Below are 14,578 nucleotides of genomic sequence, written 5' to 3'. Positions count from 1 at the left end.
ATTCGTGACTGGAAACCTGCTCTCAATCGCTTCGCGATTGAATTCGGCGATCGCTTTCCAACTTGAGTTTTTACCCTTGACACAATCTATTTGACATACCCTGGATTAGAAGAGCTTAATGTTGTCATTAAGGTCTAAACAGGCGTGTGCATTTGTTTCATGATGAGCCAATAAAAAAGCTTCACAGTTATTTCTCGGCGTCAAATCATTCACCTATTATCATTCCAGATTATGGTCAGCAAAGTTTCTAAATCCGTTGCTCACGTTTACTCTGAGATTTTGTACAGAGCCAATCTTGCCAGATATTCTCGCCGCTTGCCTGCGTTGAATTCGGACGATCGCCAAATTGTGGATACATTAAAACAAGAAGGTGTTTTTATTACCACATTGGAGCAATTAGCTCTCCCTTCAACTGCTCAATTGTTGCGATCGGTTGAAAAAGTTTTGCCCACGATGGCAACGAATTTGCCGAGTGAAAATAGCGGCAAGAAAAAGACGAGTAATCATGCTGTTTTAGTACCTACTAAACAATTAATTACGAATTATCCAGAGATTTGTTTGTGGGGTTTAGAAGAGCGATTGCTCAATATTGTGGAGAGCTACATTGGTCTTCCAGTTGCTTATTTAGGGGCTTCAGTTCGGAAGGATATCGACACGCAACGGCAAATTGGCACCCGTTTTTGGCATCGTGATGCAGAGGATCGACGCACTATCAAAGTCATTGTTTATTTGAATGACGTGGATGAGCAGGGTGGACCGTTTGAATACATTCCGCGATCGCTCACGATGTCCTATAGACCCTTTAAGAAGGTGAATGGCATCATTCGGGATGCAGACATGCAAGAAGTAGTGCCCCGTACTCATTGGAAGATGTGTTGTGGCTCCACTGGAACCGTTGTCATCACAGATACGACCAGTGTGTTTCATCATGGCAAAGTGCCCCGTTATCAACGCACAGCTTTGTTCTTCACGTACACATCCAGACAACCAAAGCGGGCTGATATCTCAAAATCAAGGTTTTCAACGTTGGAGTTGCTGGACTTAGCCTCTCGCAATCTCTCCCCTCGGCAACGGGAATGCCTGTTATGGGAGTCTGGCATGTTGGACCAGTATTATCAAGCTGTGGCTCAACGCAGAGTGACTGGTTTATATGATTATGCTCTTTGAGCTAAAACACTTTTGTTAACCAACTTGAGTTGACACGATAGTGTCTTTAATGGATTGTGCAAGTGTCTGTCTTTTAAACAGAGGCTTTCACAATCCATCCCTTTTATGAGGATCTAAGCTTGCTGTATATTAACCTGAGTTTGGGATAAGGATTTTGGCGGTTGAAACCGCTGCTATTAGGAACAAAACCGCAGGGGCAATGATTAAATGCGATCGCCCCTCACTTTAGAGTTTTTCCGCTCCTGTCCTGGCGTCATTGTGTATTGAGTCACCCTCTGGACAAGGACAATTATGAGTGGTCGGACAACACCCGCAACAAAGTTAGTTGCAAAGATGGGTATACAACATCGATTGCATGAATACACCCATGATGCGGATGCCGATTCCTACGGTTTAGAAGCGGCATCTGCCTTAAATATGGATGGCGATCGCGTCTTCAAAACGTTGATCGTCAAACTCGTGTCAGGTCAATTGGTCGTGGCGATCGTCCCTGTCACTAAGCAGGTGAATTTAAAGGCAGTAGCAGCGGTATTTCAAGCCAAATCGGCAATCATGGCAGACCCCAGCGAAGCAGAACGCAGTTCCGGGTATGTGGTTGGGGGCATCAGTCCGTTAGGACAACGCAAAGTCTTGTCCACAGCGATCGACGAGACGGTTTTGAATTACGAAACGGTGCTCGTCAGTGGAGGACGACGTGGATTGATGATGGAGATTGCTCCTGCCGATCTGATTAAACTGTGCAAAGCAACCCCTGCCCCAATCAGTAAATAGAGTCGGGAGATCTGTGACGTTTAGCCAAAGTCGCAGATCTTGTGGGGAATGGAGCTAATTCACCGCCTTTAGAATCTCGTCATCGGTTGAGAAATCGATGTCTGATTTGTCTCGTTGGGTTGTGAGGTAGTCATTCTCAAACGAGTCCTTTAGCCCTGAAATCAAGTCAAATTCCGGTTGCCAATTCAATTCGGTTTGGGCTTTGTGGATGTCTGCAAAGAAATGCTGTACGCGCATGGGAAAGGCTTTGCGCTTGCCAAAGTCAAACTTCTTAGGATCGTAATGCACAATTTTTAAGGCATCGGGTGATTTGCCTGCGGCAACAGCACAGGCACGGGCTAATCCATCAAAGGTGACATAGCGATCGCCCGACACGTTATAAATCTGTCCAATGGCTTTGGAGTTACCCAAAATCGCCACCATCGCAGCGGCTAAATCCTTGACGTGCCCCAACTGAGTGATGTGGGCACCGTTACCCGGAATGGGGATGGGGCGATCGCGCACAATTCGGTCAAAGAACCAGGCTTCTAAGTCGTTGTAGTTCTGGGGGCCGTAGATGTAGACCGGACGCACGGAGGTAAATGGTAGCCCTTGCTCCGCTAGGTAAGCCTCGGTTTCAAACTTGCCCTTGTGGCGACTTTTGGGGTCAACTGGGTCGCCTTCCACATGGGGCATCTGGTCTGACTTCAAGTAAACTCCAGCAGAACTGACGTAGACAAAGTGCTGAATGCGGTCTTTGAAAATCTCTGCGAGGGGTTGGGTATTGCTCAACTCGCGACCGTTGTTGTCAAAAACGGCATCAAAGGATTCGTCAGCGAGTTTGGCTTTGAGTTGGGCAGGGTCAGTGCGATCGCCCTGAATCTGTGTCACGCCTTCTGGGGCAGGACGGTTTCCCCGGTTAAACAGCACGACCTCATGTCCTTGCTCAACCAATTGTTGGGTCAGAGACACCCCAATAAATCGCGTTCCCCCAATCACCAAAACACGCATCACTCAACGCCCCTATGCTGCACAATACCTTTTGGGTATTTTAGCCGAATCCCTTACCCTCCTAATTACAATGAGAGTAACGCTGATGCTCATAGAATTCTCTTCCTATTCTTCATCCTCTATCCTTCTAATCCTTTATCCCTTATCCTTTATCCTTAATCCTTTCCATCGCTATTGCCAATGCTCAGGTGTGGGTGCATCGTTAGCCACAAGATGGTAACTATACGTCGATTGGGCAACTGACATCGGGCAAATTGACCCCTCTAGCGTTGCCCGATGTCGAGGTCGAGATAACCCAATTCATCAAATAGTGAGCGTAGGTTGTGGTGAGGGATTCAGGTCAAGGACAGAAAAGGCAAAGGCAGACAGCCCAGTAGCAGAACCATAGAGAATCTGCGTAGCCCCTGCATTAAGAATGCTGCCAACGTTTTCACCCGGAACGCCGATCGCCAAGTCGCTGTAACCATCGTTGTTAAAGTCACCTGCGGTCAAACTGGAGCCAAAGCGATCGCCTGATTCGGCGGTTTCTTCCACAAATGGGCTGTTTTGGTGCCACACCTGTCTGCCAACCGCAGTCAAGCCCGTTGTAGAACCATACAGCACATTCACTGCTCCGGCGTTCGTGATGCCATTGACCTCTTCGTAAGGGACACCGATCGCCAGATCACTGAATCCATCCTGGTTAAAGTCTCCAACGGCGAGAGCCGCCCCAAAGCGATCGCCCACGCCTACCTCGGTGCCTGCTCCCAGGTTGTTTTGATGCCAGAACTGGTCATTGACGGCAGTGAGTCCGGTATCTGAGCCATGCAAGACGCTGACTGCACCTGCATCAACAACCGTTCCGATATCCTCAAAGGTAACACCAATCGCCAGGTCATCCCGGTTGTCACCGTTGAAGTCGCCTGTTGCAAGACTGGAGCCAAAGCGATCGTTGGCTTCGGCGGTGTCGAGGACTCCGTTGCTGTCTTGATTCCACAGTTGGTCGCCGATCGCCGTTAATCCGCTGACTGTTCCATAGAGCACGTTGACTGCCCCAGCATTATCCAGAGCATAGGCGTCTTCACCAGTCACTCCGATCGCCAAATCGTCTCTGCCGTCTCCGTTGAAGTCGCCTGCCGCCAGACTCGACCCATAGCGATCGCCCGTGGATGCATTGCCCTGAACGTTTTCAACGTCCTGCTGCCAGATTTGATCGTTGTCGTTCGATAAGCCTGTACCGCTCCCATAAAGAATGTTGACGGCTCCCGCTTCTGTCCGTGAACCGACCGCCTCACCCACGGCTCCCACCGCCAGGTCATCGTATCCATCACCATCAAAGTCACCCACCGTCAGGCTAGAACCAAAGCGATCGCCCACTTCTTCTGCCCCCTCAATTCCCGAACTGCCCTGGCTCCAGTCTTGCCGTCTCACAGTGCCTAAGCCAGCAGCAGAACCATACAGCACATTCACCGCCCCGGTGTCGTTGTCTTCGCCGCTCACCCCGATCGCCAGATCGTCTCTGCCGTCGCGGTTAAAGTCACCCGCCGCCAGACTCGTGCCAAATAGATCATTGGTTTCAGCCGTCCAGGGCAATCCGACCACTCCCTGGTGCCAGATCTGGTTGTTGCTGGCTGTCAGCCCACTGTTGGTGCCATAGGCGACGTTCACGGCTCCAGCATTAATCGCAGCCGCAATGTCTTCAAATTGCACCCCGATCGCCAAATCGGTGCCACTGGCTCCATTAAAATTGCCTGCAATTAACACCGAACCGAACTCGTCATAAGCTTCGGGTGAGTTAGCGATGTGGGTATCCACCCGAACAGCGGCTCCTACTTCGTAGCGGGCACCGTCGCCCCGAAACTCAATCGGATTGGCATCTAGACTAAAGCTGCGTTCGCTCAACGCCCCAACCGTAGCATTGGCAAACGTGGGAAAGGTAATGTCACTTGCCAGGTCAGCGTCGATCGCTGGCAACCAGAAGGAATGCAATCCAATGTAGTCATCACTATTACTCAGGGGGGTTAAAAACTCACCAATTTTCTCTAAAAAACTGACCTCCATTCGCGATCGCACTTGCTCAATCACACCACCCAACCCGTCTCGCAGGTTAGTCAGATCCAGCTGTCCTTCTTCAACCAACTGAATCAATGCTTGATTCACAATGCCTTGAATCTCTTCCATCAAGCGATAAATATCACTCCAACGGCTTGTATCTCTCTCAAAGGCAATGGCGATCGCCCCTACCAATTCCGGCATGACGCCGTTATTTAACTCATCTGCGCTGACCAAGTTGATATTGTTGAAGGACACCGACCCCATGCTTTGAGGAATGGTGCGAACATCGCCATCATCTACTTCGTTTGCCCAATCTTCGTCTGTAAAATCGTTGATGAAAACCTGGGTTGAGTTGAGTGTGTTGAAACGCGAGCGAAACCCAATGACAGCAAAGTAGGGTTCATCACCATCGTCAATTCTAGGAAAGGTTTCTTCTTGAGCATCAGCGACCCGCAATTGCTCTAAGTTAATTCGCCAGGTATTGCCCGCAGGGTTGGGAAGAAGGCTGTTTTGGTGCAAGAGGATATCGTTCATAAGTGCCGCTCTAGCTTTGGATAAAGTGAATGAATCGATGCCAAATTAGAGCTTCTTGAAAAGCTCTGGCGTTGCATTTACAGGTGATAGAACTGCCCTGGAGCAGAGCAACAAGAAATCAACCCATCACTGGTTCAACACCCTGTCATAGGCATTGCTGAGCCAGTTGTATGGGCGGTACTCCGCTCTAAATTTCTTTCAGAGATGACGGTAAGTTTTATGCAAGCGATCGCATTCAAGACAGAAGCATCCGCACTTGGGACTGATGCGAAGCGCGTCTGTGGGTTAATAGAAACACCTTCTGCTAGGGGGGTTGGGGGAGGCAGTGGCGTCCCCCATTGGGGGTTTGGGGGAGAATCCCCCGATGCCTGGTTTTTAAATCGAAAGGTCGTCTACAGCCGGATCTGAGTCACGGCAATATTGCCCGAAAAGCACACATCCACATCTGCTTCGGGATCACGAGCACGGCTCCCATATTCCCCCGCATAGAGAAAATAGTTGCCATCCATGCGATATTGTGCGGGTAAGGGTTGGGTGCAAAGGGGGCAAAAAATTAGCTCCGGTTCTGGGTCACCTGCTTCTGGGTGGGGCAGGTTAACGTTCCAGAAAGTGCCCGGTTCCGGTGGATGGTGCAACAGTTTATCGAGAACTTTGGCTGTTCGGGCGATCGCCACCTCCCAATCGATCGCCCGTCGGCGATTGATGTAGTGGGAAATCGCAATTCCCGGTATACGATGAAACGCCGCTTCTCTCACCGCCGCCACCGTACCGGAAATATAAACATCGGCTCCCAGGTTGCCACCCGGATTGATACCCGATAACACCCACTGAGCGTCAGGAACCAAATGAGTCAGGGCAAGACGGGTGCAGTCAGCCGGAGTTCCAGCGATCGCAAACTCTTGATCGGCTTGCTGTTGCACCTGTATCGGACGACTGGTCGTGACCTGATGACCACATCCCGAATATTGCTCTTGAGGAGCCGCCAGGGCGATCGCTGTATCGGCTCCACAAACTAGCTCGACGGCTCGACGCAATGCCCGAATGCCCGGAGCATCAATGCCATCGTCATTGGTAATTACAACTGTCATTCCTACTGCATCATCTGCAATGCTTCGTCAGTGACCCCCGATTCATGGATGCAAATGGCATACAGTTGAATCGAACTGAGGTCAGGGACGATCGCCTTTGCCTCACTTACAGACATTCCGGGTGCTGTGCAGAAATTGCTCACGACCTGGGTATATTGCTCCTCACTGCCCAACAGTCCATCTAACACCGTTGGATTCTGTAGGCTCGGTACCAACCGCTCCATCACCTGCTCCGTCAGGATAGCGTTAGACTGAGTTGCCTCCGCCGGTAAAAGCTGGCTTTGAGTAATCGCCGTTTGCACAGTTTGCCTCAAAATCGCGGTGCCCTGAGGGTCTGATAGAAACGTCGAAATCATTTGTGGGTTGATGCGGGGGTTCGAGGCAATGACTGTGCGAAAGCCCACTAGCCCACTGGCTGCCAAAATATCAGAAACCGTATTCACATAATCTGAATAAGTGACGGTATTGTCGGTCGTTCCATTCCCACAGGTCACTGCGCCCGATTGAGCAGCACCTGCCGCTAGGTCTACTTTGCCCTGATTCCAGCAGGCGTTAAGGGTGCTTTGAATCTCAACTGAAAACATCTCTGCTAGCCGTTGTACAGATTCAGAAGCCTCCGATGCAGGTTCGGCAGTGGGTGTTGGTTGATGTCGAGAGGCAATCGCCGGAGCACAAAGCTGAGTCAGCCCTAAGCAACTGAGGGAGATGAGACAAAGACCAAATTTCTGCATAGTGTGGATGAATGAAGGGTGATGAGCAATCGAGGCTAAACGGTAAGAACGATCTCAAAAGACACTCATTCAAGTGCCTGGGTAAGCACAAACTGACCCATCCATCTTATGGCACTTTTTTTCAAATGGGTTGAGTGCGACACATCCTTATACGTTTAGGGCTGCCCAAACCAAACGGTAGTATAAAGGGGTGAACCGAGGAGGCGATCGCTTGAAAGTCGCACCAGAACAACGCATTTCGTTTTCTATCTCAAACCTGTTGCTGGTTTTAGGAACTCTGCTGCTACTGGTAATTTTGTGGCAGTTACGGAGCCTGATTGTGTTGCTGATGATCTCAATTGTCTTAGCTGCCTCGATCGCCCCAGTGGTCGATTGGGCTGAGCAGTGGCGCATTCCCCGCTGGCTGACGGTTGTGCTGGTCTACCTGGGGCTTATTGCGGGTCTGACAGGGGTGATTTTGATCATTGGTCCGACTGCATTTACCCAAATTGAGCAACTGATTCGGCAGCTTCCCGTTGCTTTTAGTAATCTCATCGTCGCGATAGAAAACTGGATACTCACGCTGAACAGTACCCGCCCAGAGTTGGTTAGCCAACTGGAAAAGTTTTTGAATGTGCAGGGCTTGGTGGCGTGGGGAGTGCGATCGAGCCAGGAGTTGCTGGTGCGGTCTTACAGCGTGACCACTGGGATTGTCGGAGGGGTGTTTAGCCTGATTCTGGCTTTATTTATTTCGGGTTACATGCTGTCTGATAGCCGCACGCTGATCAATAGCTTGATCCGCCTCTTTCCGGAACCGTGGGATGAACGACTCGCCGCCCAAATTGCCCCAATTAGCTCGCGCATCGGCACCTACATTCGGGGGCGGGTGCTGGTGTCAGTCATCCTGGGAATTATGACGACGTTAGGACTGGGTTTTTTGGGGTTGTCGGAGTTTGCTCTGGGGTTAGGGGCGATCGCCGCTGTGACTAATCTCATCCCCTTTTTAGGTCCGATTTTGGGCGCGGTGCCTGCGCTGATCGTTGCCCTCTCTCAGGGATGGTGGACGCTGTTGTGGGTGTTGTTGCTCTTTGTGATCATTCAAAACCTGGAAACCTATGTGCTCGATCCGCTGTTGGTGGGTGCCTCCGTGGGAGTCCACCCGCTGTATCAACTGCTCGCCGTTCTGGGTGGCACACAGGTTCTGGGAATTTTAGGCGCATTGATTGTGCCCCCCTGGGTCGCAGGGGCAGCCGTACTGTTAGAAAATCTCTATCTGCAACCCAAATTGATGGCAGAGAAGCAAGTGATCCTGGGGACAGATATTAGCTCCAAGCCCAAGGCTCCGGTTTAGCGAAGCATGGTCAATGGTCAATGGTTGATAGTGAATGGTCAATCGTCAATAGTTGATGGTCAATGGTTGATAGTGAATGGTCAATCGTCAATAGTTGATGGTCAATGGTTAAAGGCTAGAACAAGCAACTAACAATTGATCATGAGCTAACCAGAGTTCGGGATAAAGAACTTGGTGGCTGAAACCGCAGCTACAGGAGCAAAACCGACCTGTGTCAGTTCGTCCAACCCTTGATTTTCGATAGTCCGCGCAGGTGGACTTGGTTCTGATAGCCGCGAATTGATTCGCCAGGTGCTTAAACCTTTCCGACTCACCTCCGCCCCATCAAATGTGGCTACAGCTTACTGACCACTAACCACTAACCACTAACTATTGACCATTGACCACTGACCACTGACCATTGACCACTGACCCTTGACCACTAACCACTAACCACTAACTATTGACCATTGACCACTGACCCTTGACTTTTATCCCTCAGCCTTTATCTTTCTCCCTACAAGCCTTTATCCTTCTCCCTACAACGGTCGATAAACGCGGTAGTTGATGCTGGGGAAGATATTGTCGATCGCCTCTACCTTTTCTAACCAACCGGAGTCGATCTTGCCCATGAGGATGTCGTCCCGCAGTTTGTTAAACCGCATCAGGTGCGATCGCGTCCGACGCACAGCATAGGGCACCATCGTTCCGGTTCGCATGATGAACGCCCAGTCCGAGGATTGCGCCAGCAAGAGTTCGCGCCCAGCCTGGTTGAGGGCACGCCACTCTAACTCATCGGTCGGTTCTCGACGGGCTAAGTCGATCATCCGTTCCGCTGCCTTGTGCAAGTGCGGGTAAATCCAGGAGTTGGTTTCGTTTAACCAATATTCATGGAAGCCTCGGAAACCCCAACTGGATTGGGATGGACGACAAACCTGTTGGGTTGGATGCCCTTTCAGGTAGTCTGCCAGGTGCGTCATCGCATAGGTGCCCTGGTCAAACCAGGACTTCCGGAACAAGTAGTCGATGAACCACGGTCCTTCATACCACCAATGCCCAAACAACTCAGCATCGTAGGGCGAGACGATAATTGGGGGACGCTGCATGATGCCGTGCAGATGCTCGACTTGCCGCTCCCGGTTGTACATGAAGTTGCCTGCGTGCTCTGCCGCTTTCTCTCGTGCCCAATAGGGGTCGTACCAGGTTTTGTCACCTAACCCCAGCCCTTTGCCCGTGATTTTGTGGTACTTGATGCCTGTATTTTTGCGCTGACCATTGGGCATGATGTAGGGCTTGATGTACTCATACTCCGCATCCCAGCCCAGGTCGCGATAGAACTCGCGATATTCAGGTGCGCCCGGATAGCCCACTTCTGAAGACCACACCTGTTGCGACGATTCGTGATCCCGTCCAAAGGCAGCTACTCCAGTTTCCGTAAAGATGGGGGCATAGGTGCCAAAGCGAGGACGCGGGCGCGCATAGAGGATGCCGTGTCCGTCCGTCAGGAAGTAGCGTAGCCCCGCATCGGCTAACATTCGCTCTAGCCCTTCATAGTAGGCACACTCTGGTAGCCAAATGCCTCTGGGGGGTTGCCCAAAGTTTTCTTCATAGTGCTGACAGGCAACCTGAATTTGTGCCCAAACCGCCTGGGGATACATTTTCATTAAGGGCAGGTAGCCATGTGTTGCCCCGCAGGTAATAATCTCTAAATTGTTAGTATCCTGATATTGCTTGAACGCCGTCACTAAGTCGTGGTTATAACGCTCCCAGACTTCGCGTACCTTGTTAAACTCGGTGGCATAATACTCCGCCAGGTAGCGCAGGTGCCCGTTGTGAGCGTTGCGCTCTACCTCCATCTCTGCCAGTTCTTCTAGCTGAGCCAGGTGAGCATCATAGCGTTCTTGGAGGAGTGGATCACGCAGCATCGACACGAGGGGCGGTGTCATGCTCATGGTGAGTTTAAAATCGACGCCATCACGTTTAAGTCCCTCAAAGACCTGGAGCAGAGGAACGTAGGTTTCCGTGATAGCCTCAAATAGCCACTCTTCTTCTAAAACATAGTCACTTTCGGGATGGCGAACAAACGGCAGGTGAGCATGAAGAACCAGAGCAAGATAGCCAATAGCCATAGGATAGATAGCGTTAGAGGTGACACGTCGGAGGCAGGATGTGGCGAGCAATCATAAAATAGTTGCCAATGTAGGCGGTTGCTGAGACAAACTGTTGCCAAAATTGTAAAGCAAAAGTTAAGCCAACAACGAGTTAAGAATTACGGTCTTTAATGAATTCAATCAATTCCTGATTGACGATTGATAAACTGAATCCCACTCCCTGATTTTATGTGAGTTATGACACAGTCGAATCTTTTAGAACTGGCAAAGCAGGGTGATCCAACGGCGATCGCCACCATGATGAATCAACAGCTTCAACCGCGTGGCATCACGGCTACCACAGATTTGCTGCCTGGAAGGTGCCTGCAAGTCGTTTTGGAATCTGCCCAAGTTCTAAATCGACAGGCACTCACCACCTTTGTCCAGAAGGGCTTAAAAAATTTGGGGGTGCAGACCCTCGACTCGGTCAAGATCATCGGCAGGCAGATCGGTGCCAGTGAACCTGCGTGGATTCAAGACATTGCCATAGCAGGCGTACCCATCCCTGGAATGACGGAACCCTTCCCTGAGTCGGTGCCTTCTAAGATGGTCACGCCACCACCACCTCCACCCAATCGAGGCGTTACCCCGATCGCCCCTGTATCGAGTTCTGATCCGTCAATTGGCAATGGCATTGAATCGAGCACAGAGGCGGCAGCTCTCCACGACTTCCACGATAGTCGGCTTGCTGAACCTGCCCACGACGAAGGAGATCTACCCAACTACTCGCCAATTCCCGGTGCTTATCGTCCGTTAGAGGCTGATAATGCCCTGTTACTGAATGACTCCGACTTTGATCTGAGAGGCACTCACGCTCTCGACTATCCTGATCAACCGCTTGAAGAGTCTGACTACGACTACGGCGATGACTACGATGTCATGCCAGGAGGCTCACACGCCCTACACTATCCCGACGATCCCCTTGATGACCCAGAGGATTATGGCGACAACTACGACGAGGGGTTTGTCGTTAGTCCTACTTACAACACAGCCCCACCCACCACTCAGGCTGGCGACTCCTTAAGTCTGGATGATGACTACGGGGATGACTACGACCAAGGTTTTACAGCGGCTAGCGCGAATGCAATTCAGTTTGATGATCTGTCAGAAGGGCAGGAGCCGGAGTCGGGAGGTGCTGTTGTCTATCCAGAAGCACGCGAATCCGCGCAACCTGAAGAAGAGTACAGCCCGATTCCATGGACAGCCCTGATTGTCTCACTGGTTGCCACCTGGATCGTTGGTTTGGTGGGGTATGCGATCTGGTCAGGAGCCGCAAGCCGCACAGCTTCGCAATCTACAGGTGACCCGTCTACGGCAGTTTCACCACCCGCCAGCCCGACTTCACAAGCCAATGTGCCGTCCCCTCCTCCGGTGGCACCTGCTAGCCCCACTGGACAAAGCCCTGCCGCTCAACCCAGTCCAGGGGTTTCAGCAAATCCAGCCCTACAATTTAGCCCCAGCCCGCAGGCAAGCCCCCCTCCCGCTGCCAGCCCTTCTCCACAAGCCAATGCGTCTCCGGCTGCCAGTCCGGCTCAACCCAGCCCACAACCGACTCAAGCCAGCCCCCCTCCACAACCCCGTCCTGCTCAAGCAGTTGCGATCGCCCCGCCTGCTCCCCCTGCGATCACCTGTCGTCCGGTGCCCTTTGGAGCAAACTCCGGTCCTGTCGAGTTGAGCAACCTGGGATTTGACACCTCGATCACCGATGCAGATGGCCATTATGTTGTAGGTTGCATCACGAACCACAGTGACCAACCCATTTCAAAACTAACCATCTCGTTTCAGGGGCGATCGACCCAAAATCAGGCAGTGTCTCAAACAGGTTTAACTGATTTGACCTTCACCAACCTGCGTCCCCGTCAGGCAGTTCCCTTTAGAAGCCTGTATACGGTCAACCCAGAAATCAACACGATGACCATTACTAACATCTCGTGGGTGCCTGCTGGATCAGCGCAAACTCGGCAAGTGCAGGTCAACTTCCCGCTAAGAAGATAAGAAGATAAGGCTGAGTTGCAGCAAGCTGTGGCGTGCTGCACTCAGCCTAATACAGTGTTGACATCAGGCGGCGACGATAGGTCTTCGTGAGTGGATGATCGTCTCCCAGTAGGTCAAACAATGTCAGCATGGCTTTACGGGCACCGTCGTTGCGATATTTGCGATCGCGCCCCACGATATCTAAAAAGCCCTCTAACGCCGTTTCATAATCCTCGGCTAACACGGCACGAGCCGCTTGTAGATAGGCTTCGTCGAGGGGTTGATCGATCACCGGATTCTCGCACTCGCGCTGAAATTGGATGAGCGATCGCATTGCCTGGGCTTGAGCAAAGTACCCCTTCTCGTATTCCTGGATGGAGCTTAACAGCTTCTCCGCAGAGTCGAGGCGGTTCTGGCGAATCAGAAACTTAGCCGCTTCCAGCAATAGCGGACGGTTGTCGGGATAGCGTTCAATCAACTCTCCAAAGAGTCGCTTCACTTCCTCCGCATCTCCGGCGGTTTTTGCCACCTGGATTGCCTCAAAACCGATCTCCAAGCCTGATTTGAGGTTGAGTTTGCTCATCAACTCGCGCAACTGCGGTTCCGGCAAAACCCCGACAAAGCCATCCTGCACCTCGCCCTGAGTCACGACCCGGACATCGGGCACACCTTCCACCCCATAGGTGTTGGCTAAGTCGGGGTTGCGATCGATGTCTACCTTCGCCAGCACAAAGTCGTACTCCTGCGCCAGCTTTTCCAGCATGGGCTTCAGCATTTGGCAGGGACCACACCAGGTGGCGAAGAAATCTACCAGCACTGGCTTTTCATGGGATTTTTGCAGCACCTCCGTACCAAAGGTATGGCTATCCACCGTGATCGAGGTTCCCACGTTGCACTCTCCTTCCTCAATTCAAGACTGTCTTCAGCCTAGCGCAGGGCAAACCGACGCACGGCAAACAGGCTCCCCATCAAACCTACCGACCCACCCAACGCCAATAACACCAGTGGCAACAGCACCACTTTATCTGAACTCAACTTCAAGCCATCGGCTAAAAACTGGATAAAGTCTGCCTGGTCTGAGAGCAAGCTTCCGATAAATTCTTGAGTCCCGGTGATCAACCCCCAGGCAAACAACGCCCCCACGACGCCAAAGGTCAAGCCCTGCAAGATAAACGGCATATAAATCCAGGTCGTCGTCGCGCCCACCAACTGCATCACCTCAATTTCGCGGCGGCGTGCCATAACGATTAACCGAATCGTAGTTGTGATGACAGCGATCGCCGTTAAGGTCAGAACCGTAGTAATGCCAAAACTGACCCAATTTAAGCCTTGATTTAACTGAGCAATGCGATGCACTGCCTCCGCCACGTATTGCACATCATCAATGCCCTGGACCTGTCTCAGCTTTTCTGCCAGAGCCGGAACCTGGTCGGGCGAACTGGCTCTCACTTTCAACTCGTCCACAAGAGGATTGCCATTCAACTGTTGTGTTGCACCCCGAATGTCGGAGATTCCCATGTCTTTGACGAGGTTTTCCCAGGCTTCCTCCTTCGAGATCACCGTCACGGCAGTTACTTCTGGAATCGCCGCTACTGAAGGTTTGAGAATGTCGCCCTGAACCCCTGTTTCCAGGTAAACCGAGACTTCGAGTTGACTACCAAATTGGTTGAGCAATCCCTCAAACTGCCAGGAGGCTTGCAGACTGATGCCAAACAAAAATAGCAGCACGGTCACCGTACTGACCGCTGCCCAGTTCATCCAGCCCCCTCGCTTGAGTCCCAGCAGGGTTTCTCGTAACAAATAATCTGATTTTGTGAGAAGTTGCAGCAC

12 protein-coding genes are annotated in these 14,578 nt (G+C 51.5%); 5 read left to right on the top strand and 7 right to left on the bottom strand.

Annotated elements, in window-relative coordinates; all coding sequences use genetic code 11:
- The first annotated feature begins 231 nt into the window (after nt 1-231).
- Both H6G89_RS18365 and ybaK read left to right on the top strand, forming a co-directional pair.
- The gene (locus H6G89_RS18365; RefSeq protein ID WP_190508996.1) at nt 232-1,167 is read left to right on the top strand and encodes a hypothetical protein; all 936 of its coding nucleotides are present in this window, start codon (nt 232-234) and stop codon (nt 1,165-1,167) included.
- A 291-nt stretch (nt 1,168-1,458) separates the two neighbouring features.
- The gene (gene ybaK / locus H6G89_RS18360) at nt 1,459-1,938 is read left to right on the top strand and encodes a Cys-tRNA(Pro) deacylase (RefSeq protein ID WP_190508994.1); all 480 of its coding nucleotides are present in this window, start codon (nt 1,459-1,461) and stop codon (nt 1,936-1,938) included.
- Between the two features lie 54 nt (nt 1,939-1,992).
- Here the strand turns inward: ybaK and H6G89_RS18355 are convergent, their stop codons facing one another.
- The 4 genes from H6G89_RS18355 to H6G89_RS18340 form a co-directional block, all read right to left on the bottom strand.
- A complete protein-coding gene (locus tag H6G89_RS18355; protein ID WP_190509034.1) occupies nt 1,993-2,928 on the bottom strand; it encodes an NAD-dependent epimerase/dehydratase family protein in 936 nt (311 codons plus the stop codon).
- Nucleotides 2,929-3,231: 303 nt separating this feature from the next.
- A complete protein-coding gene (locus tag H6G89_RS18350; protein WP_190508992.1) occupies nt 3,232-5,496 on the bottom strand; it encodes an FG-GAP repeat protein in 2,265 nt (754 codons plus the stop codon).
- Between the two features lie 392 nt (nt 5,497-5,888).
- Nucleotides 5,889-6,584, bottom strand: coding sequence for a 5'/3'-nucleotidase SurE (gene surE, locus H6G89_RS18345; protein ID WP_190508990.1), 696 nt, complete (start codon nt 6,582-6,584; stop codon nt 5,889-5,891).
- Nucleotides 6,585-6,586: 2 nt separating this feature from the next.
- Entirely contained in the window at nt 6,587-7,315 is a 729-nt protein-coding gene (locus tag H6G89_RS18340) for a hypothetical protein (RefSeq protein WP_190508988.1), read from the bottom strand.
- A gap of 211 nt (nt 7,316-7,526) precedes the next feature.
- Between H6G89_RS18340 and H6G89_RS18335 the strand changes: the two genes are divergently transcribed.
- Entirely contained in the window at nt 7,527-8,645 is a 1,119-nt protein-coding gene (locus H6G89_RS18335; RefSeq protein WP_190508986.1) for an AI-2E family transporter, read from the top strand.
- Nucleotides 8,646-8,651: 6 nt separating this feature from the next.
- Nucleotides 8,652-8,777 (top strand): D-galactonate transporter, encoded by a 126-nt coding sequence (locus H6G89_RS18330; protein ID WP_190508984.1) that lies wholly within the window; start codon nt 8,652-8,654, stop codon nt 8,775-8,777.
- Between the two features lie 386 nt (nt 8,778-9,163).
- Here the strand turns inward: H6G89_RS18330 and H6G89_RS18325 are convergent, their stop codons facing one another.
- Nucleotides 9,164-10,753 (bottom strand): glycoside hydrolase family 57 protein, encoded by a 1,590-nt coding sequence (locus H6G89_RS18325; protein WP_190508982.1) that lies wholly within the window; start codon nt 10,751-10,753, stop codon nt 9,164-9,166.
- Between the two features lie 219 nt (nt 10,754-10,972).
- Between H6G89_RS18325 and H6G89_RS18320 the strand changes: the two genes are divergently transcribed.
- Nucleotides 10,973-12,769 (top strand): hypothetical protein, encoded by a 1,797-nt coding sequence (locus tag H6G89_RS18320; RefSeq protein ID WP_190508981.1) that lies wholly within the window; start codon nt 10,973-10,975, stop codon nt 12,767-12,769.
- Between the two features lie 46 nt (nt 12,770-12,815).
- Here the strand turns inward: H6G89_RS18320 and H6G89_RS18315 are convergent, their stop codons facing one another.
- Both H6G89_RS18315 and H6G89_RS18310 read right to left on the bottom strand, forming a co-directional pair.
- A complete protein-coding gene (locus tag H6G89_RS18315) occupies nt 12,816-13,637 on the bottom strand; it encodes a tetratricopeptide repeat protein (RefSeq protein WP_190508979.1) in 822 nt (273 codons plus the stop codon).
- 38 nt (nt 13,638-13,675) lie between these two features.
- Nucleotides 13,676-14,578, bottom strand: coding sequence for a permease-like cell division protein FtsX (locus H6G89_RS18310; RefSeq protein WP_190508977.1), 903 nt, complete (start codon nt 14,576-14,578; stop codon nt 13,676-13,678).

The sequence above is a fragment of the Oscillatoria sp. FACHB-1407 genome, from assembly GCF_014697545.1.
Classification (GTDB): Bacteria; Cyanobacteriota; Cyanobacteriia; order Elainellales; family Elainellaceae; genus FACHB-1407.
This window is presented reverse-complemented; position numbering and strand designations above follow the sequence as displayed.